Below are 24,312 nucleotides of genomic sequence, written 5' to 3'. Positions count from 1 at the left end.
GGGCTCGGTGTGCCTTCACTCCGGCTTGAATCCGTGGGCCGCCGTGACGGGCCATCCATGGCCCAACACGGCTAACCCGGCGTCCTGCCGGGTTACCCACGGATTCAAGCCTGCGTTCGGCCAGCGTGGTTTAACGGGGCGCCTAAGATCAAGATCAAGATCTACATCACGGCGGCCTAGTAGCCGACCTGAGTGGTTAGATCAAAAACGAAGGCGAGGCGGCGTGACAGCCGACCTGATTTTAGAAGCTGAACTCAATCAAATGTGGGAGCTGGCTTGCCTGCGATGGCATCGACTGGTTATGCCTGATAGACCGAGTTGTCTGCATCGCAGGCAAGCCAGCTCCCACAGAAAAGCAAAAGCAGTGCGGTGCTGGAGGCTTAACTCGGTCAGCTTGTGGGAGCGGGCTTGCTCGCGAAGGCGGTGGGTCAGTCAACTCATGTGTAGCTGACACACCGCCTTCGCGAGCAAGCCCGCTCCCACATTTGGATCGCAGTGCATCAGATAGAGATGTGTTGCTGTGCTCTTGATCTGCTTCTGCTTCAACCACTCAGGTCGGCTACTAGGCCGCCGTGCTCTGCTTTTGATCTTGATCTGACAGGCCCCGTCAACCACGCTGGCCGAACGCAGGCTTGAATCCGTGGGTAACCCGGCAGGACGCCGGGTTAGCCGCGTTGGGCCATGGATGGCCCGTCGCGGCGGCCCACGGATTCAAGCCGGAGTGAGGGCACACCGAGCCTAAGCGAGGTGCCGAGTGGTGGGGCAAAGACCTTTTGGTTACTTTTGGGGCGTTTGCCAAAAGTGACCCGCTGTAAGAGCGGAACCCCAAGTCGCCGTTACCGCAGCAACGGATATACCCCCCCTCCCACCGCAGCCATTCGGTTTTCCGAACACCACACCCCAAACCATTCGGTTTGCCGGACCAAACCGCCAAACCCCTCCCGTCATACAAACTTAATACCCATATAAATCAACCAGATAACCTTTTACCCCTGGTATGGCACGACTCATGCTCTACACTCCCTGACGATTGCCTGCGACGCTTCAGGAGCCGTCACGGGCATTCGCTGTACAAAAGAGAGCCGTCTAGCCGGCTTCATAAAAAAAACAAATGTCGAGGAAGTATTGATGCGCATCGTTCCCCATATCCTGGGCGCAGCTATCGCTGCTGCTCTGATCAGCACTCCAGTTTTCGCCGCCGAACTTACCGGCACACTGAAGAAAATCAACGACTCCGGCACCATCACTCTCGCTCACCGCGACAGCTCCATTCCGTTTTCCTACATCGCGGACGGCTCGGGCAAACCCGTGGGCTACTCCCACGACATTCAACTGGCCATCGTTGAAGCCCTGAAAAAAGACCTGAACAAACCCGATTTGAAGGTCAAGTACAACCTGGTCACCTCGCAAACCCGTATCCCGCTGATCCAGAACGGCACCGCGGATATCGAATGCGGCTCCACCACCAACAACGCCGAACGCGCTCAACAAGTTGATTTCACCGTCAACATGTTCGAAATCGGCACCCGCCTGCTGGTCAAGAAAGACAAGGATGGCAAGCCGTCCTACGCTGACTTTGCCGACCTGAAAGGCAAAAACGTCGTGACCACCGCTGGCACCACGTCCGAGCGCATCATCAAAGCGATGAACGCCGATAAGCAAATGAGCATGAACGTCATCTCCGCCAAAGACCACGGCGAATCCTTCCAGATGCTGGAAAGCGGCCGCGCCGTCGCCTTCATGATGGACGACGCCCTGCTCGCAGGCGAAGAAGCCAAGGCCAAGAAGCCGGACGACTGGGTCATCACCGGTACGCCACAGTCTTTCGAAGCCTACGCGTGCATGGTGCGTAAAGACGATCCAGCCTTCAAAAAAGCTGTCGATGACGCCATCGTCGGTCTGTACAAATCCGGCGAAATCAACAAGATCTACAGCAAGTGGTTCGAGAGCCCGATTCCTCCAAAAGGCCTGAACCTGAACTTCCCGATGAGCGACAAGGTTAAGGAGCTGATCGCTAACCCAAGCGACAAACCAGCCCCTGACGTAAAAATCTGATACCTGACTAAGCTTATCTCCTGAGGGAGCCAACCCTCCCTCAGGCGTCTGTTACTACCTGCTGGCTTTAATTTGGAACACTCGACCTGGCGGTTTTCGAGCCGATCGCGTGTGCCTGACGTTCAACGTCGGGCGGGAAAGGATCTTCCCCAAGCGGGTGCTTGTACATCGATCGATCTCGAGGGGAGACCCTAATGAATTACAACTGGGACTGGGGCGTGTTCTTCAAGTCCACTGGCGTGGGCAGCGAGACTTATCTCGACTGGTACATCGCCGGCTTGGGCTGGACCATAGCCATCGCTGTCGTGGCATGGATTATCGCCTTGTTGCTGGGGTCCATTCTGGGCGTCATGCGCACCGTGCCAAACCGCATCGTATCGGGCATCGCGACCTGCTACGTGGAACTGTTTCGTAACGTGCCGCTGCTGGTTCAGCTGTTTATCTGGTACTTCCTGATACCCGATCTGCTGCCGCAAAACCTGCAGGACTGGTACAAACAAGACCTCAACCCGACCACCTCGGCCTACCTGAGCGTCGTCGTGTGCCTGGGCCTGTTCACCGCCGCCCGTGTGTGTGAACAAGTGCGTACCGGCATCCAGGCGCTGCCACGCGGCCAGGAATCTGCCGCACGCGCCATGGGCTTCAAGCTGCCGCAGATCTACTGGAACGTGCTGCTGCCTCAGGCTTACCGCATCATCATTCCGCCGCTTACCTCGGAATTCCTCAACGTGTTCAAGAACTCCTCCGTGGCGTCCTTGATCGGCTTGATGGAACTGCTGGCGCAAACCAAACAGACTGCCGAGTTCTCGGCCAACCTGTTTGAAGCCTTCACCCTGGCCACGCTGATCTACTTCACCCTGAACATGAGCCTGATGCTGCTGATGCGCGTGGTCGAGAAGAAAGTCGCGGTGCCCGGCCTGATCTCCGTGGGGGGTAAATAATGGACTTCGATTTCAGCGGCATCATCCCCGCCATTCCTGGCTTGTGGAACGGCATGGTCATGACCTTGCAGTTGATGGTCATGGGTGTGATCGGCGGTATCGCGCTGGGTACGATGCTGGCGCTGATGCGCTTGTCGTCCAGCAAACTGCTGTCGCGTCTGGCCGGCGCCTACGTGAACTACTTCCGCTCGATCCCGCTGCTGTTGGTGATCACCTGGTTCTACCTGGCGGTACCGTTCGTGTTGCGCTGGATCACCGGCGAAGACACCCCGATTGGTGCGTTCACCTCCTGCGTCGTGGCCTTCATGATGTTCGAAGCCGCGTACTTCTGTGAAATCGTGCGGGCCGGCGTGCAGTCGATCCCCAAGGGCCAGATGGCCGCCGCACAGGCGATGGGCATGACCTATGGCCAGACCATGCGTCTGATCATCCTGCCCCAGGCGTTCCGCAAGATGACCCCGTTGCTGCTGCAACAGTCGATCATCCTGTTCCAGGACACCTCGCTGGTTTACACCGTGGGCCTGGTGGACTTCCTCAACTCCGCCCGCTCCAACGGCGACATCATTGGCCGCTCCAATGAGTTCCTGATCTTCGCCGGTGTCGTCTACTTCATCATCAGCTTTTCCGCCTCGCTGCTGGTCAAGCGTCTGCAAAAAAGGTTTGCCGTATGATCTCTATCAAGAACATCAACAAGTGGTATGGCGACTTCCAGGTGCTGACCGATTGCAGCACCGAGGTTAAAAAAGGCGAAGTGATCGTGGTGTGCGGGCCGTCCGGCTCGGGTAAATCCACCCTGATCAAGTGCGTCAACGCACTGGAACCGTTCCAGAAAGGCGACGTGGTGGTGGACGGCACGTCCATCGCCGACCCGAAGACCAACCTGCCGCAACTGCGCTCGCGCGTGGGCATGGTGTTCCAGCACTTCGAACTGTTCCCGCACCTGACCATCACCGAAAACCTGACCATCGCGCAGATCAAGGTGCTTGGCCGCAGCAAGGAAGAAGCCACCAAAAAGGGCCTGCAACTGCTTGAGCGCGTCGGCCTTTCGGCACACGCGCACAAGCACCCGGGCCAGCTTTCCGGCGGCCAGCAACAACGGGTGGCGATTGCCCGCGCCCTGGCCATGGACCCGATCGTCATGTTGTTCGACGAACCGACCTCGGCGCTGGACCCTGAGATGGTCAACGAAGTGCTCGACGTGATGGTGCAACTGGCCCACGAAGGCATGACCATGATGTGCGTAACCCACGAAATGGGGTTTGCGCGCAAAGTGGCCGACCGTGTGATCTTCATGGACGCCGGCAAGATCATCGAAGACTGCCCGAAGGAGGAGTTCTTCGGCGACATCAGCGCCCGCTCCGAACGCGCGCAGCACTTCCTTGAGAAAATCCTGCAGCACTAAGCCCTACAGAGCTTCCACTGCAAAAAACCGAGCCCATGTGACTGTGGGCTTGTGTGGGAGCGGGCTTGCTCGCGAAGGCGTAGTGTCAGTCGGTACATTTTTCATTGACCCACCGCATTCGCGAGCAAGTCCGCTCCCACACTGGACTGAGCAGGCCGACAAGCTCTGGTTGACCCAAGGCAACTGTGATGAAATGCGACCCCAACCAATTTCGCGCCGCACCGCCATCACTTGCCGTGAAACCTCGTCTGATTCGCCAACTGTTCCTGCCGCCGTTGATCATCGCCCTGATGATCGGCTTGGGTTATATCGGCTTCTGGGTCAGTGAGTACTATGGCATTCGCACCCTCAGCGACAACGGCGAACGCCAGTTGGAGCTGCACGCACGCACCGTCGAAAGTGAACTGAGCAAATACACCTACCTGCCCAGTCTGCTGGAGCTCGAATCCAGCGTCTCCACGCTGCTGGCCGACCCGAACCAGGAAACCCGGCAGACGGTCAATGATTACCTCGAAGGCCTGAACCGACGCAGTCGCAGTCGGGCCATCTACGTGATGGACACCACCGGCCGTGTGCTGGCCACCAGTAACTGGCGCGATGCCGACAGCTACCAGGGTGAAGACCTGTCCTTTCGCGCCTATTTCCAGAATGCCGTGCGCGGCCAGCCGGGCCGCTTCTATGGCATCGGCAGCACCAACGGCGAGCCCGGCTACTACCTGGCCCACGGCCTGGAAGAGCACGGCAAGATCATCGGCGTCGCCGTGGTCAAAGTGCGCCTCGAAGCCCTCGAAGAGCGCTGGCAGCGTGCGCGCCTCGAAGCGTTCGTGAGCGACGAGAACGGCATCATCATCCTCTCCAGCGACCCCGCCCGCCGGCTCAAGGCCGTGCGCCCGCTGAGCGACGACACCAAAGAACGCCTGGCCCACAGCCTGCAATATTACTGGGCGACGCTAAACGAACTGGAGCCGCTGGCCCGTGAGCGACTCAATGAGGGCACCGAAAAACTGACCTTCCCGGCCAACAGCGAAGTGGTCAACGACGAGCACGAGGTCAGCTACCTCGCCCAAACCCGCCCGCTCAACGACACGCCGTGGAATTTCACCCTGCTGACCCCACTCAATGACCTGCGCCGCGCGGCGATCAACCAGGGCATTCTGGTCGCTGTCGCATTCGGCCTGGTGGCGTTTTTGCTGATCGCCTGGAACGAGCGCCGCAAGGTGATCGCCACCCGCCTCGCCGCGCGGGAAGCCTTGCAGGAAGCCAACAGCCAGCTGGAGCGTCGGATTGCCGAACGCACCGCCGACCTGCGTGCCAGCAACGAACGGCTCAAGGGCCAGATTCGCGAACGGCGCCAGGCCGAAGAAACCTTGCGCCGCGCCCAGGACGAACTGGTGCAAGCGGGAAAACTCGCTGCCATCGGCCAGATGTCCACCAGCATCGCCCACGAGTTGAACCAGCCGCTGGCGGCGCTGCGCACGCTGTCGGGCAACACGGTACGCTTCCTCGAACGTGGCGCCCTCGACACTGCCAGCGCCAACCTCAAAACCATCAATGAACTGATCGACCGCATGGGCCGCATCACCGCTAGCCTGCGCTCCTTTGCCCGGCGCGGCGATGACCAGGGCGAAGCCAACCTCGGTAAAGCCGTGGACGCCGCGTTCCAGGTGCTCGGCGCTCGTCTCGACGGCCTGCCGTTGACCGTGCACCGCGACTTCGCCAACGCTCAATTGCAAATCGACCAGACGCGCCTGGAGCAGATCCTGGTCAACCTGATCGGCAATGCCCTGGACGCGATGCAGGCGCAACCTGCGCCCGAACTGTGGTTGGATGGCCACGTGTTTGAGGGCAAGTACCGCCTGCACGTGCGCGACAACGGGCATGGTATCGACCCCGAAACGCGCAAGCATTTATTCGAACCGTTCTTCACCACCAAACCCGGCGAACAAGGCCTGGGCCTGGGCCTGACCCTTTCCGCCAGCCTCGCGGCGGCCACCGGCGGCAACCTTGCCGTGGAACACCCGGCCAGCGGTGGTACTGCCTTTGTCTTGTGCCTGCCGCTGGTGGGCACTCAAAAAGCTGAGTCGACATGAATACAGACACCACAGCCGCAAAAGACGAACTCACCGTTCTGATCGTCGAGGACGATCCCCATGTGCTGCTCGGCTGCCAACAGGCCCTGGCGCTGGAAGACATTCCCAGCGTGGGCGTGGGCAGTGCTGAAGAAGCCCTCAAGCGCATTGGCGAGAACTTTGCCGGCATCGTCATCAGCGACATTCGCCTGCCGGGCATCGACGGTCTGGAGCTGCTGACCCGCCTCAAAGCGCTGGATAAAAGCCTGCCGGTGGTGCTGATCACCGGGCACGGCGATATTTCGATGGCCGTCGGGGCCATGCGCAATGGCGCCTACGACTTCATGGAAAAGCCCTTCTCCCCCGAACGCCTGGTTGACGTCGCGCGCCGCGCCCTGGAGCAACGCGGGCTGGCGCGAGAAGTGTGGTCGCTGCGCCGCCAACTGGCCGAACGTGATTCGCTGGAGGGCCGCATCATCGGCCGCTCGCCGGCGATGCAGAACCTGCGCGAATTGATCGCCAACATCGCCGACACGTCGGCCAACGTGTTGATCGAAGGCGAGACCGGCACCGGCAAGGAACTGGTCGCGCGCTGCCTGCATGATTTCAGCCGGCGCCATTCCCATCAGTTCGTTGCCCTGAACTGCGGCGGCTTGCCGGAAAACCTGTTCGAAAGCGAGATTTTCGGCCACGAAGCCAACGCCTTTACCGGCGCCGGCAAGCGTCGCATCGGCAAGATCGAGCACGCCCACGAAGGCACGCTGTTTCTCGACGAAGTGGAAAGCATGCCGATCAACCTGCAGATAAAACTGCTGCGGGTGTTGCAGGAACGCACCCTTGAGCGGCTGGGCTCGAACCAGAGCGTGGCCGTGGATTGCCGGGTGATCGCCGCCACCAAATCCGACCTCGATGAGCTGAGCCGCGCCAGCCAATTTCGCAGCGACCTTTACTACCGCCTCAATGTGGTGACCCTGGAACTGCCGCCGTTGCGCGAACGTCGCGAAGACATCCTGCAGTTGTTCGAGCACTTCCTGCAGCAATCCTCCCTGCGCTTTGATCGCACCGCGCCTGAGCTGGACAACCAGACCGTGTCGACACTGATGAGCCACGACTGGCCAGGCAACGTGCGCGAACTGCGCAACGTCGCCGAGCGCTTTGCCCTGGGCTTGCCCGCCTTCAAGAAAAGCGGCAACGGCAACAGTAACCACGGCCTGGCCTTCACCGAAGCGGTGGAAGCCTTCGAGCGCAACCTGCTCAACGATGCCCTGCAGCGCAGCGGCGGCAACCTGACCCAGGCCAGCCTGGAACTGGGAATGGCCAAGACCACCCTGTTCGACAAGGTCAAGAAATACGGGTTGAGCCACTGATGGATCTATTCTTGAAGGCCGCCATTGGCGCGGCGGTGGTGTTGGTCCTGGCGGCGTTGGCCAAGACCAAAAACTATTACATCGCGGGGCTGGTGCCGCTGTTCCCGACCTTTGCGTTGATTGCGCACTACATCGTCGGCAAGGGCCGCTCGGTGGAGGACCTGAAGACCACCATCGTGTTTGGGATGTGGTCGATCATTCCGTATTTTGTGTATTTGGCGACGCTGTATGTGATGGTCGACCGCCTGCGCCTGGAGGCGTCACTCGCCGTGGCGGCGGTGGCATGGTTAATGGCAGCGACGGTGTTGGTGAGCGTGTGGGTGCGCCTGCATAGCTGACAACCGCGGTCAAAAACGGGCAAGGGTGACCTGACACACCTCAATCAAAAATGTGGGAGCGGGCTTGCTCGCGAAGGCGGCGTGTCAGTCGATATATCCGCTGACTGAATCACCGCTTTCGCGAGCAAGCCCGCTCCCACATTCAGAGGTGCGAATCACCCGAATCTCAGCGGACGATCTTGTCGACCTGAATCCCCAGCTTTTTCAACCGATACCAGAAGCTCCTTTCTGAAATCCCGATTTTCGCCGCCGCGGCAGCCTGCACGCCGTTGCTCTCGTGCAACGCCGCCAGGATGTAGGTTTTCTCGACGTCCGCCAGCGCCGCGTCCAGGTCCGCAGGCACGCCAGGGTTGTCCCCAAGCAACGCCGTGACGCCGTCCTCTGCCGGTTTTGAAGCAAACAGGTAGGCCGGCAGGTCGATGTCTTCGATCACCGGTTTGGCGGCGACGATGGTTGCGCGCTCCACGCAGTTTTGCAGCTCGCGGATATTCCCCGGCCAGCTGTACGCGGCCATGGCCTGCAAGGCCTCCGGGCTGAACCCGGTGATGCGTTTGCCGGCGGTGGCGCTCAGGGTCTGGGCGAAGTGCCGGGCCAGGGGCACGATGTCCTCGGCGCGTTCGCGCAGGGCCGGCAGCGGGATCGGGAACACATTCAGGCGGTAATACAGGTCTTCGCGAAACTCTTTATTGGCCACCGCGTCCAGCAGGTTTTTGTTGGTGGCGGCGATCACCCGCACATCCACCTTGCGCTCGCGCGGGTCGCCCACCGGCTCGATCACCCGCTCCTGCAACGCGCGCAGAATCTTGGCCTGCAACGCCAGGGGCATGTCGCCCACCTCATCCAGAAACAGCGTCCCCTTGTCAGCCTGCATAAAGCGCCCGACCCGATCCGCCACGGCGCCGGTGAAGGCGCCCTTGCGATGGCCAAACATTTCGCTTTCCAGCAAGCCTTCCGGAATCGCCGCGCAGTTGACCGCTACAAATGGCTTGTCGGCACGGCTGCCGTGCTTGTGGATCGCGCGCGCGACCATTTCCTTGCCGGTGCCGCTTTCGCCAGTCAGCAGGATAGTGGCGTTGCTGTCACGCACCGAATCGATTGCATGCAGCACCTGGCGAAACGCCGGGCTGTCACCCACCAGGCTGTCAAACTGCGCATGGTGATCGAGTTCGGCGCGCAGCCGCGCGTTGTCGCGCATGATGTCGCGAAACTGCAAGGCCTTGGCTACGGTGATGTCCAGTTCGTCGATGTCGAACGGCTTGGCAATGTAGTCATAGGCGCCGTTGCGCATCGATTGCACGGCGTTTTTCACCGTGCTGTAGGCGGTCATCACGATCACCGGCAAATCCGGGAAACGCACCTTGATCTCGGCCAGCAGCGCCGGGCCGTCCATGCCGGGCATGCGCCAGTCACTGATCACCAGGTCGATGTCTTCCTGTTCCAGCACCTTAAGCGCGTGCAGGCCGTTGCTTGCGGTAAATACCTGAATGCCGTTCTGGCTCAGGGCCGACGACAGCAAGTCGCAGAGCTTGGGCTCGTCGTCGACTACCAATACGTTATGCGTCATGACCATCCTCATCGTCGCCGTCGTCAGCACCCTGGGCCGGAATGTACAGGCTGAAGGTGGCGCCGGCATCTTTCTCACTGGCACATTCAATGCTGCCGTCGTGACTTTCCATGATCGAATAGACTTTTGCCAGGCCCAGGCCCGTGCCCGAGGCCTTGGTGGTGACGAACGGTGTGAAGATCCGCTCGATCATATCCGCCGGGATGCCCTGGCCGGTGTCGGCGATGCTGATCACCGTATTGCCGTCGACACTGCGGATGCCCAGGGTCAGACGCCCGCCTTCGGGCATCGCGTCGATGGCGTTGAGAATCAGGTTGAGGCACGCCTGCTTGAGTTGTTTGGCATCGGCATAGATCGTCGCACCGGGTGCCTGGTCGTCAATCTGCGCGTCAATGTTATGCGTGGACAGTTCCGGGCTGCAGAAACCGAGAATCTCTTCCACCAGCGCACGCGCCGGCTGCAGCACGCGCAGCGGCGGGTTGGGTTTGGCGAAATCGAGGAATTCGGTGATCAGGTCGTTGATGCGGCTGACCTCGCTGATCACGTATTCCAGGTGGCGCTTGTCGGTTTCCGCCAGGTCGGCGCGACGGTGCAACAATTGGGTCGCGGTTTTGATGATGCCCAGCGGGTTGCGGATCTCGTGAGCCAGGCCCATGGCGACTTCGCCCAGGGCGTGCAGCCGATCGCGGCGGCGTAACTGGGCTTCAAGGTGATGCAGTTCGCCCAGGCGCTCGGTCATGTGGTTGAAGGTGCTGCTCAACTGCGCCAGCTCATCGCCGCCAGTGACCAATACGCGGTGTTCGTAATGACCCGAGATCACCGCGTCCACGCCTTGGGACAAATCGCGCAACGGTTTGGTCAGGCGCCGCGACACCAGCACCCCGGCGCCAAGGGATAGCGCCGAGCTGAGCAGGAAAATCAGCACGAACAGGTTGCTCTGATTCACCAGCCCGACCAGGCTGGTATGGCGTAGCAGACCGCTGAAGATCACCCCTTGCAGGTCGCCGGCATCATTGAAGATTGGCCAATACAGACCGCTGTAATTGTTGGTGAACTGCTCGCTCGGCTGCTTGGTGGCGCGCATGGCCGTTTCGACGTCCTTGGGAATGCGCGAGGGGTGGTTTTCGAAACGCTGGGTCGAGAAGATTTCGTTAAAGCCCGACGGATTGGCCAGGTACAGGCGCAGGTCGAGTGAATGCACATCGGCCACGCTGGTGAGGAAACTGCTGTCCAGGTACGTCGCCACCAACAGCAGGTAGTCGACGCCTTCCTGGGTGGTTTCGAAGGTCGAGACCACGAGGCCCGTACTCACGCCCGCCACCTGCACGGTTTGCAGCACCGCGTTGCTGGTCAGGTCGATCTGCTTGACCACATCGTCGGAGGCCGTGCTGAACACGACCTTGTGATCACTCACGCGAATCAGCGCGACCACGTCGATGTCCGTGGCGTCGGCAATGTCGGCGGTCAGCCGGTCGTGCTTGGCGGCCTGCTTGGTCGAAGGCGGGCTGGTGTAGCGCAGGAACAGCTTGGCCATGCGCGCGTTGTCATGAAGGATGTCGCCGATTTCGTCCTTGACGATCTTGGTCGACTCTTGCAGCCAGATACGCACGTTACTGTCGAAAATCTGCGACAGCGTGGTCGCTGCCAGCTCGGCGGCGATCATGGTGGGAATAACGCTGACCAGCCAGAACGCCAGCACCAGCTTGCGCTGGACGCTCCAGCGCGAAATGGCAAAGGGGCGGGCTTTCTGGCGGGTTTTGGTGATCATCAGGTTTCGCTTATCGCAGCAGCCATGGCAGGGTCGGAACGGTCCGGTCTCAGGTACATTTTCACGAGCTTGAGCAGGCTGTTGACCAGCCGGTTACGGTGACGGAAGAACATGCTGTTGCCTTGGAACTCGCACCCCAGGCGCAGCTTACTGGCATACCCTTCCTGACCGCACTCGTACACAGGGATTTTGTGCTGAATACAGTAGTCGACGTTGGTCAGCCAACTGCGAAAGTACAGGTTGTATTCGCGGCTGAATGCCATGTCGTGCCCAAAGAACTTGTCGATCAGGCGGTGCTGGTCCAGCAGGATCAGATTGAACGCCACCAAATGCTCGTCCACCCAATAAAGAACACAGACCGCGCGCCCTTCAAGCCGTTCGAGGATGCCGGTGAAGTAACGCGCCGGCAAACGTTCGAACTGCAGCTGCGAGCGCGCGAGCGTGGCCTCGTACAAGCGCATGACCTGCGGCAACACATCATCAATATTGCGCCGCCACTCCACGCGCGGGCCCGGCGCACGCAGTTTACGGCGCAGGTCCTTGCGCGTCGATTTGCACAACGAGCCAAGGTAGGCGTCTACCGAACCGTAGGGCACCGTCAGCAGACCGCTGGGCAAGCTCGGCATGCTCTGGAAACCTGCGCTGCGGCAACTGGTCGCCCAGTGCGGGTCGTCGGTCGGTACATCTTTGACCGCCACCAGGCCAATCCCGAAGGCATTGGCATCCTGTCGCGCGGCTTGCAGCAACTGCTTGAGCAACACTGGGCGCCGCGCCTGGGGTATGGCGCTTGCAATACCAGCGTCGCAACGCTCGGCTATCGGCGAGCCAATGGCATACAGCGGCAACCGCAAAACACCCGGCCACAGTCGCTCCAGGCGTTCGGTAAAACGCTTGCCGGCACCCGACACCGTGGTGTCGAGGCGATAATGGGTGATGAACGCAGCGGCCACTGCCACCAGTGTTTCATCTTCGTAAACGGCCAGGTAACGCCATTTGAAGTCATCAATGGCCGCGTTTTCCACGGCGACGTAAAAATCCCAATCCTCCAGGGCACCGGGAAAACAGTCGTTCCAGGCACTGCGCTGGATGGCCCGGATAGTCGAGAAGGCTTGAGCGGTGATCACGGGTTTCCCTTTTTTTCTATTTCTTGTGGCGAGCGGGCTTGCTCCGCGGTGGGCGGAGCAGCCCCAAACCCAGGCACCTCGGTTCTAACTGGAAGCATGCAGTGTCAGTGATGGGGCGGCGGCGCCACCCACCGCGGGGCAAGCCCGCTCGCCACTGGCCGCGCGCGTGCGACTGACGCAGGCATGTTGCTCGACAAACTCGGCGCTCAACTCGATCACGCGTCGGTATTGCAGGTCGACGGTGATCATGTGGTAGCAGTTGTCCAACAGGATCTTGGTCACGGGGCCGCCCAAATGGCGCTCCACGTAATCGGCGTTCCAGCGGCTGGTGATGTCGTCCTCGATGGAGTGCAAAACCAGCGCCGGTACCTTGACCTCGGGCATGCGTTTCTTGACCACGGCGTTCATGCGGTGCAACTCGCGCACCGTAATGCCTTCCATGGTCAGCAAACCGGCTTCGCTGCTCTCCCCTTCCTTCATCTGACGTTCGACGATGGCCCGCAGGCGCTCGTTCTTGATGCCGTAAGGCGGCTTCTCTTCGAAGCGACAGATGTGTACGCCGAACGGAATCTTCATCAGCAGTGGCGTGAGAAACGCCAGCTTATGAATACTCCAGCCGTCATATTTCAAGGTCGTGGAATACATCAACAGCCCGGCGACTTGCCCAGGGTGTTCGGCGGCCACGTACATCGACATCACCGCCCCCATAGACAAGCCACCGACAAATACCTGCTCGTGGCGTTGCTTGACCTGCACGAAGGTATTGCGCACGCCTTCGTACCAGTCCAGCCAGCCGGTGGCTTGCAGGTCGCTGTTGTCGCCGCAATGCCCAGCCAGGGTGGGCACGTACACCGTGCAGTTACCCGCCTTGGCCAAGCCTTTGGCGACTTGACGCAATTCCGTCGGGGTGCCGGTCAGGCCGTGGATCAACAGGATCCCGACCGGACCTTCACCGAGAACGAAGCCGGCATCACCTTCACCGAGGTCGATCCCGGAAGTGCTCACCGTTTAGTCGCTCGCACCAGCAGTTGCTCGAGCAGCTTCAGGCCCAGGTCGATTTCCGGGTAGCTGATTTCCAGCGACGGCGCCAGGGTGATCACGTTTTTGTAGTAGCCGCCCACATCGAGGATCAAGCCGAGTTTCTGGCCATCGACGACCATGTCGCCCTTCATGCCTTCTTCAACCATGTAGTCCAGGGTCGCCTTGTCTGGCGTGAAGCCATCCGGGCCACAGATTTCGCAGCGCAGGGCCAGGCCCAGGCCATCGACGTCGCCGATGATCGGGAAACGTTTCTGCAGGTCCTGCAGGCCTTCCAGGAAGTATTTGCCCTTGGCCATGACCATCGCGCCGTAGTCGACTTCGCTGGTCATCTTGAACATTTCCAGGCCAACCGCCGTCCCCAGTGGGTTGGAGGCGAAGGTGGAGTGCGTCGAACCTGGTGGGAAGATCTTCGGGTTGATCAACTCTTCACGCGCCCAGATGCCGCCCAGCGGGTTCAAGCCGTTGGTCAGTGCCTTGCCGAAGACGATCACGTCCGGCTGCACGTCGAAGTGCTCGATCGACCACAGCTTGCCGGTACGGTAGAAGCCCATCTGGATTTCATCGGACACCATCAGGATGCCGTGCTGGTCCAGTACATGCTTGAGTTCGCGGTAGAAGTTCATCGGCGGGATCACGTAGCCGCCGGTGCCCTGGATCGGCTCGACGTAAAACGCTGCGTATTCGCTCTGGCCGACTTTCGGGTCCCACACGCCGTTGTATTCGGTCTCGAACAGACGGGCGAATTGCTGCACGCAGTGGCTGCCGTACTCTTCCTTGGTCATGCCTTTGGGGCCACGGAAGTGGTACGGGAACGGGATGAACTGCGCGCGCTCGCCGAAGTGGCCGTAGCGGCGACGGTAGCGGTAGCTGGAAGTGATCGACGACGCGCCGAGGGTACGGCCGTGGTAGCCGCCTTCGAAGGCGAACATCAGGCTTTTGCCGTTGGTGGCGTTACGCACAACCTTCAGAGAGTCTTCGATGGACTGCGAACCGCCGACGTTGAAATGCACGCGACCGTCGAGGCCGAACTTCTTCTTGGCATCGACCGCGATCATTTCCGACAGCTCGATCTTGCCTTTGTGCAGGTACTGGCTGGCGATTTGCGGCAGGGTGTCGATCTGCTGTTTCAGCGCGTTGTTCAGGCGCGGGTTGGCGTAGCCGAAGTTGACGGCCGAGTACCACATTTGCAGGTCGAGGTAGGCCTGGTCTTCGGTGTCCCACACGTAGGAGCCTTCGCAACGGCTGAAAATACGCGGCGGCTCGATGTAGTGAACAGTGTCGCCGTAGGAGCAGTACTTGGCTTCTTTATCCAGAAGGATCTGGTCTTCGGCAGTGGCGATACGGATATCAGACATGGTGGAAGAGTTCCTGGTTGTCAGCAGTAAAGGTGGTAGCGTTGGCCGCGATGCCCTGAGGCAGCTTGGCCAGCAATGCGCTCACTTCGGCGAAGGTGTCGAAGCGCGCGTGAGGAATATCGTTGGCCTGGCAATAGTCGGCCAGGCTGCCCTTGGCGAAGACGAAGTCGGCGGTGGAGGCCACGCACATGTCGGACTTGCCGTCGCCGATCACCAGCACGCGCTTGTTGCGCGGGGTGGATTTGCACTTGCAGTTGCCGGAAGCGGCACGGCAGGCATCGCTGGAATACGGGAAGTCGATGCGCCAGCTGTTCTGGTCGACCTGGCGCAGGCGGTTGGCGAGGATCGGCAGCAAGGTCACGTAGTTGCGCGACAGGATGCGCGCGATGCCTTGTTCGATGCCGTCGCTGACCACTTCGATGGTCGCGCCCAGGCCCATGACGTGATCGACGAAGTCCGGAAAGTCCGGGTCGATCTCGACGCTGTCGAAGTACGCCAGCAGTTCAGCCGGGGTTGCTTTGATCAGCGCCAGTTGACGGCTCAGGCATTCGCGGGAACCGATATGCCCATCCAGCCATTCCTGTTCGATGGTTTCCCACTCGGGGCCGGCGAAGCGTTGGAGGACGTTGTCGATGACGTCGGTTGGGGTGATGGTCCCGTCGAAGTCACACACGATATGCCAGTGGATCATTGCCTTTCCTTGAGTTGGAGGGCTTGAAGAAAATCGCGCTCTTTGCGCTTGCAGGAGGGGTAGAGCAGAGATTGTGCCAACTGGCTAAAAGCCCGCAGGGCTGGGGTTTTGGCCGAAAGCCCGGGTGTTTTGTGTCGCAGGAGCTACAATTTTTGTAGCTTGCTACAAACAAGATGAGTGCTTGCGTCAGGGATGCCCTTCGCGCGTGAATGCGCGCATGTTCAGATAAGGAAATGGCTCCATGTTCAAGGTTACTTCTGCTGTATTCGCCGGTTTGCTGGGGCTGTGGGGCTTTTCCAGCACGGTATGGGCCGACGGCATTACCGGCGAAGTGGGTGCGGGTGTCAGCTATCAACCCCACGACCCTACCGGCAGCCGCTACGAAACCCGGCCGATTCCCTACTTCGATCTGGACTGGGGCAGTGTCAGCCTGGGCACCGACGACGGCCTGACCTGGAGCGCGCTGAACACCAACGGCATTACTGCCGGCCCTTACATCAATTACCTGTCGGGCCGCACGGCCAATGGCTCACTGCGCGGTTTGCGCGATGTGTCGGACATGGCGGAAGTGGGCGGTTTCATCCAATACGCTCCGGCCGAGTTCTGGCGCGTGTACGCGCAGGTCGGCCAGGCCGTGGGCGGCGGGCGTGATCAGAGTGGCGTGTTGGGCAAGCTCGGCGGTGAGCTGGGTTACCCGTTGGGCGGCGGCATCATCGGCAGCACCGGCCTGATGGCGCACTTTGCCGATGCGCGCCAGACGCAGACTTTTTTTGGTGTGGATGACAAGGAGTCGGCGGCTTCGGGCATTCGGGCCTATAACGCCAGCGCGGGTTTCCAGAACCTGACGCTGACCCAGAGTTTTGAATTTCCGCTGGATACGCATTGGTCGTTATTGACCAGCGCCAGTTGGACGCACCTGGTGGGGTCGGCGGCCAACAGCACGATCGTCAAGCAGACGGGTGATGTGAACCAGGGGCAGGTGCAGACGGCGATCAGTTACAAGTTTGAGTGATGGGTTGGTTCTGGGTGGCTGGCGGCCGTCCCGCCGCCTTCGCGAGCGAGCCCGCTCCCACACTTGAAGCTCAGTGCATCAGGTGTACTCGGTCAAATGTGGGAGCTGGCTTGCCTGCGATAGCATCAACTGGGTGCGCCTGATGTACCGAGGTGCCTGCATCGCAGGCAAGCCAGCTCCCACAGAAAGCAGATCTGCTGTTGCTGCAATCACTCAGGATAGGTACACAAGGCCCCGAAGACCTATCAGCCCTTGGCCTCACTGATGATCTGACGAATCGCCCCAACAAAAGCCTCAGCCGGCTGCCCCCCACTGACCGCATACTGGTCGTTAAACACAATAGTTGGCACCGAAGTCACCCCTCGGGAAATCCACAGTTGCTCTTGCTCACGCACCTCTGCGGCGTATTCATCAGAGGCCAGAATCTGCGCAGCACGCGTGACATCCAACCCAACACTTTCAGCAATAATCGCCAAGGTCGCAGGGTCGGACGGGTCTTGCCCATCACTGAAATAAGCCTTGAACAGTGCTTCCTTCAGGTTGTACTGCAACCCTTCCAACCCAGCCCAATGCAGCAAGCGATGCGCATCAAACGTGTTGTAGATACGACTCTGCCCGTCAGTGCGAAACGCAAAGCCCAACGCCGCACCCAAGTCACGAATACGCGCACGGTTAGCCTGCGATTCCTCTGCCGTGGAGCCGTATTTTTCAGTGATGTGCTCAACGATGTTCTGCCCGATAGCCGGCATATTCGGGTTCAGCTCAAACGGCTGGAAATGAATCTCGGCCTGCACCTCAGCGCCCAGCTGGTCCAACGCCTCAGTCAGCCCACGCAGGCCGATAATGCACCAGGGGCACGACACGTCGCTGACGAAATCGATTTTCAGGGGAGTACTCATGGTAGGCAACCTCGCTGGCATTGATGCGCCGTAAAAGTTGCACGATACACCAACTTCACAACACCTTCGAAGGCTGCCCCAAATCAATCTGCGCCCAGTGCGCGGCATCTTCGCGATGGGCTTGCAGGTACGGCAACACCGCCGCCAGCAACGGCGCCTTGAACGCCTCCTGAAAACGATGCGCCAGGCCGGGAATCAACTTCAACTGGCTGCCCTGGATATGCGCGGCCAAATGCACACCGTGCATCACCGGCAGCAACGGGTCGGCAGTGCCATGCACCACCAGCGTTGGCACACGCAATTGATTGAGCAGCGGCACACGACTGGGCTCGGCGAGGATCGCCATGATCTGGCGCTTGACCCCGTCCGGGTTGAAGGCGCGGTCGTAGGACAGCGCGGCCTGATGCAGCAATACCTGGCGATCGTCCTTCACATTCGGGCTGCCCAACGCCGCCAGCAAGTCGGCCTGTTGCTCCAGCGCCACTTCACGGTTGGGCGCGCTGCGCCGCGACAGCAACTGCACCAACGCCGCACTCGGCGCCGGCAAGCCTTCGGCGCCGGAGCTGGTCATGATCAACGTCAGGCTCTCGACCCGTTGCGGCGCCATGGCCGCCAGGTGCTGGGCGATCATGCCGCCCATGCTCGCACCCAGCACGTGGAATTGGCGGATCTGCAATGCGTCCATCAAGCCCAGGGCGTCGTCGGCCATGTCGGTCAGCGTGTAAGGCGCCGCCACCGGCAGGCCGAGTTTGTAGCGCAGCACTTCGAAGGTCAGGTTGGCACTGGCCGGTGCCTGGCGCCACGTGGACAGGCCGACGTCACGGTTGTCGTAGCGAATCACCCGAAACCCTTGTTCGCACAGCGCCACGACAACTTCGTCCGGCCAGTGGATCAACTGCCCGCCCAGGCCCATGACCAGCAGCAATGCAGGGTCGGACGCACGGCCGATGCTCTGGTAGGCAATGCTCACCTGAGCCAGGTCGACCGTTTGCGTCGGGACATTGACGTCACATCGAGAAGCCGCAAAAGACGGCAGGCCGAACAATAGAGCGGCCAGTAAACACAACACGCGCATGAAAAACACCGAAACACAGAACCCCAGTAGAGCGCGAGTCTGATGAAGTTTGTTCAAGCGCGCTGCCACAGTTGCGTGACAGTTTGATGAACGGCGCCCAGCGGTCATGATCGACACGCCTTGCAACATGAGACAAACTCACGCCATTGCTGTTTTTCACAAATCGTCTTCATGGAGAGCCCGTGCTCGAAATCCGTCACCTCAAGACCCTGCACGCCTTGCGCGAAGCCGACAGCCTGGTCGAAGCCGCCGAGCGCCTGCACCTGACGCAGTCGGCACTGTCCCATCAGTTCAAGGAGCTGGAAGAGCGCTTGGGCATGCAGCTGTTCGTGCGCAAGACCAAGCCACTGCGCTTTACCAGCGCCGGTCTGCGTTTGCTGCAACTGGCCGACGCCACCCTGCCCTTGCTGCGCGGCGCCGAGCGCGATATTGCGCGTCTCGCCGGCGGCACCGCCGGGCGTTTGCACATGGCCATTGAGTGCCACAGTTGCTTCCAGTGGCTGATGCCGACCATCGACCAGTTCCGCGATGCCTGGCCGGAAGTCGAGCTGGACCTGGCCTCCGGTTTCGCCTTCGCGCCACTGCCGGCGCTGGCGCGGGGCGACCTGGACCTGGTGGTGACTTCCGACCCGCTGGAATTGCCGGGCATCACCTACGTGCCGCTGTTCACTTACGAAGCCATGCTGGCCGTGGCCAACCAGCACGCACTGGCGAACAAATCGTACATCGTGCCCGAAGATTTGCTCACCGAGACCCTGATCACCTACCCGGTGGAACGCGATCGGCTGGACATTTTCACGCGCTTTTTAGAGCCGGCCGACGTGGAACCGGCCCAGGTGCGCACCTCGGAACTCACCGTCATGATGATGCAGCTGGTGGCCAGCGGCCGTGGTGTGTGCGGCATGCCGCATTGGGCGCTGCATGAGTACAGCTCGCGCGGTTACGTGAAGGCCAAACGGTTGGGCGAGAAAGGGCTGTTCGCAACGTTGTATGCGGGGATTCGTGCAGACATGCTGGACGCGCCGTACATGCGCGACTTTTTGCTGACGGCCAAGGACACGTCGTTTTCCACGCTCGATGGCGTCAGCGCCGTTCGCTAAACGACACAGATTAAAAATGTGGAAGCTGGCTTGCCTGCGATGCAGACGACGCGGTCTGACTGCAGCACCGAGGCGATGTTATCGCAGGCAAGCCAGCTCCCACATGGGATTGAGTTCCCACCTGGGACTTCAGTCGACCTTGAGTTCACGCCACATGTGGATCTTGTCGAAATAATCCTCGCCCACCCGCACCGCCAGTGGCTCCAGGCCGTACTGGATGAAGCCGCAGCGCTGGTACAACGCGAACGCGGCATCGTTGCCAGCGGTCACCGTCAGCTGAATCAACTTGAGGCGTGAGTGGCGGCGCGCCTCGCTGAGCGCCGCTTCTACCAGCTGGCGGCCCACGCCCTTCTGCTGATAAGCCTCGTTCACGTACATACCGAACAAGGTCACCTTGTGCCGAGCTTTCTCACGCGGCTCGAACGCCAGGCCGACAATGCCCACCAATGCGTCCCCCTCAAAAGCCCCGAGCAGCCGATCCAGCGGGCTGTCGACGCGCTTTTCCCACCAGCTCAAGGGCATCAGCGCGCGCTCCGCCACGCTGGAGGTGAACGCCTGCGGATAAGCGCCGTACGCCTCAAGCATCAACGCCCGATAAGCCTCGGCGTCGTTGGCGCCAAGTGAACGAATCATCATGCGTCGCAGGTCAGCGATGCGCGGTAAAACGGCAGGATCACATCGCGCGTCAACGGCGCCAGTTGCAGGCCACCGTCACCAGCAGGGTCGATCCAGCGCACTTCTTCGATTTCGGCCGCGGGCGTCACCGCTACGTCGATGTGCACCTGGAACAGCTCGGCGTCCACGGTGAACCCAGGCTCATTGGCGGCGGGGGCCGAGAAGTGGCCAAGATAGACAGCCTGACTTGGCTCGATGCGCAGGTTGAGTTCCTCAAACAGCTCACGGGCCAGGGCTTGGGCCGGTTGTTCGCCGGCGTCAATCTTGCCGCCCGGTTGCATGAACGCCTGGGTGCCGCGCTTGCGCACCAGCAGGGTTCGGCCGTCGCTGCCAATCAACAGCGCAGCGGCGATGCGGATAGTGGATGTCATGTAAAAACTTCCTTCAATGCAAAGGCGCAAGGATCACAGATAGCGCGTTATTCGCAAAGCAATCCTTCATGCCGCTCTTTGATAAACACGCTGTACCTGGCGCCTTCCATGGTCTCAAAGGCGATCAACTTGTCCACCAGCGGCAGGTTCAGCACCTTGCCGGCGTTGAGCAACAACATGCCGTTATCGGCGTTGAGGTTGCGCGCCAGCACCATGCCCTCCTCCAGCTCGCGGGTGCCCAGCACCCTGACACTGGGGTCGCCCAGGGTCACGTCATTGAGGTACGTGGCGCAGACTGAAACAAAACTTTCCACCATGTCGGGGTCGTAAAGGCGACCGGCGTATTTGCGGATATAGAGCAGCGCTTCGTCGCTGTTCATCTGGCGTTCGAGGATCAGGCCTTTTTGCAGCTCGATAAAATCCACCGCCAGTTTCAACAGGCGCGAACCTGCGGGAATCGCGTCACCCTTGAGGTGATCGGGAAAACCGCTGCCGTCCCAGCGTTCCTGATGATGGCGGATAAGCCGCGCTGCGTCTTTCATCGGTTCCAGGGTCATCAGCAACGATTCGCTTTGGGTGGCGTAAGCGCGATAACGCTCACGGTCGCTGCTGTGCAACAGGTCTGAAGGCGAGGCCATCATGCTGTCGCTCCAGCTCAATTTGCCGATGTTGTAGAGCGCGGCAGCCATGGTCAGGTCGCGGTTACTGGCCTCATCTACGCCATGGGCCACACACCAGGTGCGCACCAATTCGATGATTTGCCGGTTGGTTTGCTTGGCGCGCGGTAAGCGCAGGTTGGCCAACAACGAGAACACCTCGGTGCCCGTGGCGTAGCTGTGTTTGAGCTCTTCGTAGGCCAGGTCGAGCATATCGGCGGTTTGCTGCAATTCACTGGTGCGAGAGGCAACACGTTTTTCCAATGTGGCGTTGAGCTGCTTGAGTTCATCGTTCTGCGCCTGGATCAACAGCTCCAGGCGCCCACGTTCGCGCTCCGAATGCTGATGGGCCAAGGATTGACGCAGGGCCAGCAGCAGTTCTTCATCGTTCCAGGGTTTGCTCAGGTAACGGTAGATCTGGCCTTCGTTAATGGCTTTGACGATCAGCGTCAGGTCGGTCTCGCCGGTCAGCAGAATGCGCACCGTGTGCGGGTGGTGTTGGTGGATGTGCGCCAGCAACGAGGCACCATCCATGTCCGGCAGACGCGCGGCGCTCATCACCAGGTCAATGGGTTGAGTGGCGAGAATGCCCAGGGCATCAGCGGCGCAAGTGGCGCTGTGCAGTTCGAAGGGCTCCAGGCTGAGCAATCGCTTGAGGCTGTGCAAAACGTCCGGGTGGGCGTCGATCAACAGCAGCACTGGACGGTTGGCATCGATAAAGGTCACTGACTCTCCCATGGGACACCTCGGATCGTCGATCTGCGTTCCTTACGGTCTGGGACAATGCCTCCTGGCGATTAACAAGGAGTTTAGTTGGTTTTTACCAGATGATGGCCTTGCGATATCAACGCATAAAAAAAGCCGCTCCAAATGCTGGAGCGGCCTTTGAGGTGAAACGTGAATCCCTCACGCCTCGGCGTTTTTTGGGCTGGTGCCAAACGAAGCAAAACGCTTGTTGAACCCGGCAATCCGGCCTTCGACCTGAGTCTTGCGTTGCTGGCCGGTGTAGATCGGGTGCGAGGCGCTGGAGACGTCCAACGGGATGTAAGGGTACGCGTTGCCATCGCTGTGTGTGTGGGTGCGATCACTGTCGGCCGTGGAGCCGATCAGGAAGAACACGTCAGCGGCGGTGTCGTGGAACAGCACGGTGCGATAGTCGGGATGGATACCAGTTTTCATAGTGCCTCCGGGGCGTTTGAGCGCGATCAATGTGTTACACAGTAACACAATTCATGCACCCAAACGAGAACCGATTGCAATAAGGATAGACCTGTTGCGTCTATGCAGCTTCCTGAAAGTCCATTTCCGGCGGCTGTTGCGAGAAGCCGCGCGTCAGGAACCCCAGGTAAACCAGGCCGATCGCCAACCACACCACGCCCAGGTAAATTGCCAGATGATCGAGGCTGACCATCAGCCACACGTCCGCCGCGAGGCCGATGGCCGGGAACAGCAGGAACAACATCAACTCACGCACGCCACGCGCTTTCGCGCCGATCCAGTAGTGAAAGATCACCGACAGGTTCACCAGGCTGAACGCCAGGAATGCACCGAAGTTGATGAACGAGGTGGAGGTGGTCACATCCAGCTTCAATGCCAGCAACGCCACAACCGCACACAACAGGATGCTTTTGACCGGCGTGCCGAAGCGCGCATGCAAGGTGCCAAAGAACGACTTGGGCAACACGCCGTCGCGCCCCATCGCGAACAACAAGCGCGAACCGCTGGCCTGGGCCGACAGCCCCGAGGCGAACTGGCCGACGATCAAGCCGATCAGGAAGATCGACACAAACAGGTCACCGCCGACATTGCGCGCAATTTCATAGGCCGCCGAATCCACATCGGCAAACTCGAACGAGGGATGCGCGATCTGCACAAAATACGACACGCCAACGAAGATCAACCCGCCGATCAAGGTGATCAGCATGATCGCCCGCGGAATGGTCCGGCGTGGGTCGCGGGTTTCTTCAGTCAAGGTACTGACCGCGTCAAAGCCCAGGAACGAATAGCAGGCAATCGCCGCCCCGCTCATGATCAGCGGCATGTGCATCTGGCCGTTGAAGAACGGCGCGACGGTCCACAGCGGCTTGCTCGCGTCGCCCCCGATGTAATGGATGCACAGCGCGACAAACGCAATCAGCACCAGAAACTGCACCAACATCAGCAGCGCATTAATGCCGTTGGCCAGTTTCAGACCGATGATATTGATCGCCGTGGTGACGCCGATAAACGCCAGCACCCAGATCCATTGCGGCACCGCAGGGAATGCCGAATGCAGGTACGCCGCCCCGATCAACCAGATGGCCATGGGCAAGAACAGGTAGTCGAGCAACACCGCCCAACCGGCGATAAAGCCCAGTTTCGGGCTGATCGCCTTGCGCACGTAGCTGTAGGCGGAACCGGCCACCGGAAAGGCCGACGCCATGCGCCCGTAACTCATGGCGGTAAAGAACATCGCCACCAGGGCGGCCAGGTAAGCGGCCGGCACCATGCCGCCAGTGGATTGCGCGAGGATGCCGAAGGTGCCGAGCACAATGATCGGCGTCATATAGGCGATGCCAAACAGCACCACCGACCCTAACGACAGGGTGCGTTGCAAACGAGCCATGAGCGATTCTCCGCTGATTTATTAGATTTATGGCAGAACTGAAGTCGGTGAAGCGGATGTCATTTTTCTTATGATCAAGCGTATTTACTGTGGCGAGCGATGCTTGATGTAGCGAGCGGGCTTGATGTGGCGAGCGGGCTTGCCCCGCGTTGGGCTGCGAAGCGGCCCCATTACATTCGCTGTATTTCTCCAGACGAACTGCGG

Annotated in this window: 22 protein-coding genes; 9 read left to right on the top strand and 13 right to left on the bottom strand. The window is 60.3% G+C overall.

Annotation, left to right across the window (positions count from 1 at the left end; genetic code table 11):
• Positions 1-1,128: 1,128 nt before the first annotated feature.
• The 7 genes from AACW30_RS07135 to AACW30_RS07105 all read left to right on the top strand — a co-directional run bounded on the left by AACW30_RS07135 (position 1,129) and on the right by AACW30_RS07105 (position 8,172).
• Positions 1,129-2,055 (top strand): glutamate/aspartate ABC transporter substrate-binding protein, encoded by a 927-nt coding sequence (locus AACW30_RS07135; RefSeq protein ID WP_106579409.1) that lies wholly within the window; start codon positions 1,129-1,131, stop codon positions 2,053-2,055.
• A gap of 194 nt (positions 2,056-2,249) precedes the next feature.
• A complete protein-coding gene (locus tag AACW30_RS07130) occupies positions 2,250-2,996 on the top strand; it encodes an amino acid ABC transporter permease (RefSeq protein WP_003208731.1) in 747 nt (248 codons plus the stop codon).
• On the top strand, positions 2,996-3,667 hold the full coding sequence (locus tag AACW30_RS07125; protein ID WP_106579410.1) for an amino acid ABC transporter permease: 672 nt from the start codon (positions 2,996-2,998) through the stop codon (positions 3,665-3,667). The genes AACW30_RS07130 and AACW30_RS07125 overlap by 1 nt, the downstream gene beginning before the upstream one ends.
• Entirely contained in the window at positions 3,664-4,398 is a 735-nt protein-coding gene (locus tag AACW30_RS07120; protein WP_012722475.1) for an amino acid ABC transporter ATP-binding protein, read from the top strand. Before AACW30_RS07125 ends, AACW30_RS07120 begins: the two co-directional genes overlap by 4 nt.
• 188 nt (positions 4,399-4,586) lie before the next feature.
• Complete coding sequence (locus tag AACW30_RS07115; RefSeq protein WP_124416537.1) at positions 4,587-6,488, top strand: sensor histidine kinase; 1,902 nt, start codon at positions 4,587-4,589, stop codon at positions 6,486-6,488.
• Positions 6,485-7,834, top strand: coding sequence for a sigma-54-dependent transcriptional regulator (locus AACW30_RS07110; RefSeq protein ID WP_267911441.1), 1,350 nt, complete (start codon positions 6,485-6,487; stop codon positions 7,832-7,834). The genes AACW30_RS07115 and AACW30_RS07110 overlap by 4 nt, the downstream gene beginning before the upstream one ends.
• On the top strand, positions 7,834-8,172 hold the full coding sequence (locus AACW30_RS07105; RefSeq protein ID WP_106579413.1) for a GlpM family protein: 339 nt from the start codon (positions 7,834-7,836) through the stop codon (positions 8,170-8,172). Before AACW30_RS07110 ends, AACW30_RS07105 begins: the two co-directional genes overlap by 1 nt.
• 166 nt (positions 8,173-8,338) lie before the next feature.
• Here the strand turns inward: AACW30_RS07105 and AACW30_RS07100 are convergent, their stop codons facing one another.
• The 6 genes from AACW30_RS07100 to AACW30_RS07075 all read right to left on the bottom strand — a co-directional run bounded on the left by AACW30_RS07100 (position 8,339) and on the right by AACW30_RS07075 (position 15,715).
• Positions 8,339-9,736, bottom strand: a complete 1,398-nt coding sequence (locus AACW30_RS07100) for a sigma-54-dependent transcriptional regulator (RefSeq protein WP_106579414.1) — start codon at positions 9,734-9,736, stop codon at positions 8,339-8,341.
• Entirely contained in the window at positions 9,726-11,504 is a 1,779-nt protein-coding gene (locus tag AACW30_RS07095; RefSeq protein ID WP_200624582.1) for a sensor histidine kinase, read from the bottom strand. The genes AACW30_RS07100 and AACW30_RS07095 overlap by 11 nt, the downstream gene beginning before the upstream one ends.
• Positions 11,504-12,628: a GNAT family N-acetyltransferase gene (locus tag AACW30_RS07090; protein ID WP_119738596.1), complete on the bottom strand. Its 1,125-nt coding sequence runs from the start codon at positions 12,626-12,628 to the stop codon at positions 11,504-11,506. The genes AACW30_RS07095 and AACW30_RS07090 overlap by 1 nt, the downstream gene beginning before the upstream one ends.
• A gap of 84 nt (positions 12,629-12,712) precedes the next feature.
• On the bottom strand, positions 12,713-13,633 hold the full coding sequence (locus AACW30_RS07085; protein ID WP_106579417.1) for an alpha/beta hydrolase: 921 nt from the start codon (positions 13,631-13,633) through the stop codon (positions 12,713-12,715).
• On the bottom strand, positions 13,630-15,024 hold the full coding sequence (locus AACW30_RS07080) for an aspartate aminotransferase family protein (protein WP_106579418.1): 1,395 nt from the start codon (positions 15,022-15,024) through the stop codon (positions 13,630-13,632). Before AACW30_RS07080 ends, AACW30_RS07085 begins: the two co-directional genes overlap by 4 nt.
• Positions 15,017-15,715, bottom strand: coding sequence for an MtnX-like HAD-IB family phosphatase (locus AACW30_RS07075; RefSeq protein ID WP_179606498.1), 699 nt, complete (start codon positions 15,713-15,715; stop codon positions 15,017-15,019). The genes AACW30_RS07080 and AACW30_RS07075 overlap by 8 nt, the downstream gene beginning before the upstream one ends.
• Positions 15,716-15,956: 241 nt before the next feature.
• Between AACW30_RS07075 and AACW30_RS07070 the strand changes: the two genes are divergently transcribed.
• Positions 15,957-16,727, top strand: a complete 771-nt coding sequence (locus AACW30_RS07070) for a MipA/OmpV family protein (protein WP_169368308.1) — start codon at positions 15,957-15,959, stop codon at positions 16,725-16,727.
• A gap of 245 nt (positions 16,728-16,972) precedes the next feature.
• Here the strand turns inward: AACW30_RS07070 and AACW30_RS07065 are convergent, their stop codons facing one another.
• The gene (locus tag AACW30_RS07065; protein WP_106579421.1) at positions 16,973-17,626 is read right to left on the bottom strand and encodes a DsbA family oxidoreductase; all 654 of its coding nucleotides are present in this window, start codon (positions 17,624-17,626) and stop codon (positions 16,973-16,975) included.
• A 55-nt stretch (positions 17,627-17,681) separates the two neighbouring features.
• Positions 17,682-18,701, bottom strand: coding sequence for an alpha/beta fold hydrolase (locus AACW30_RS07060; RefSeq protein ID WP_106579422.1), 1,020 nt, complete (start codon positions 18,699-18,701; stop codon positions 17,682-17,684).
• A gap of 182 nt (positions 18,702-18,883) precedes the next feature.
• On the opposite strand from AACW30_RS07060, the gene metR reads away from it, so the two are divergent.
• Positions 18,884-19,801 (top strand): transcriptional regulator MetR, encoded by a 918-nt coding sequence (metR, locus tag AACW30_RS07055; protein ID WP_057012200.1) that lies wholly within the window; start codon positions 18,884-18,886, stop codon positions 19,799-19,801.
• A 129-nt stretch (positions 19,802-19,930) separates the two neighbouring features.
• Here metR and AACW30_RS07050 read toward each other — a convergent pair whose 3' ends face one another.
• The 5 genes from AACW30_RS07050 to AACW30_RS07030 form a co-directional block, all read right to left on the bottom strand.
• Positions 19,931-20,437: a GNAT family N-acetyltransferase gene (locus tag AACW30_RS07050; RefSeq protein ID WP_200624581.1), complete on the bottom strand. Its 507-nt coding sequence runs from the start codon at positions 20,435-20,437 to the stop codon at positions 19,931-19,933.
• Positions 20,434-20,847 (bottom strand): NUDIX hydrolase, encoded by a 414-nt coding sequence (locus AACW30_RS07045; protein WP_119738588.1) that lies wholly within the window; start codon positions 20,845-20,847, stop codon positions 20,434-20,436. Before AACW30_RS07045 ends, AACW30_RS07050 begins: the two co-directional genes overlap by 4 nt.
• 47 nt (positions 20,848-20,894) lie before the next feature.
• On the bottom strand, positions 20,895-22,241 hold the full coding sequence (locus AACW30_RS07040) for an HD domain-containing phosphohydrolase (RefSeq protein ID WP_106579425.1): 1,347 nt from the start codon (positions 22,239-22,241) through the stop codon (positions 20,895-20,897).
• 168 nt (positions 22,242-22,409) lie between these two features.
• Positions 22,410-22,682, bottom strand: coding sequence for a type B 50S ribosomal protein L31 (locus AACW30_RS07035; RefSeq protein ID WP_200624580.1), 273 nt, complete (start codon positions 22,680-22,682; stop codon positions 22,410-22,412).
• Positions 22,683-22,782: 100 nt separating this feature from the next.
• On the bottom strand, positions 22,783-24,108 hold the full coding sequence (locus tag AACW30_RS07030) for an APC family permease (protein WP_200624579.1): 1,326 nt from the start codon (positions 24,106-24,108) through the stop codon (positions 22,783-22,785).
• Between the last annotated feature and the right edge of the window lie 204 nt (positions 24,109-24,312).

The organism is Pseudomonas sp. MF6747, from assembly GCF_963890955.1.
Classification (GTDB): Bacteria; Pseudomonadota; Gammaproteobacteria; order Pseudomonadales; family Pseudomonadaceae; genus Aquipseudomonas.
This window is presented reverse-complemented; position numbering and strand designations above follow the sequence as displayed.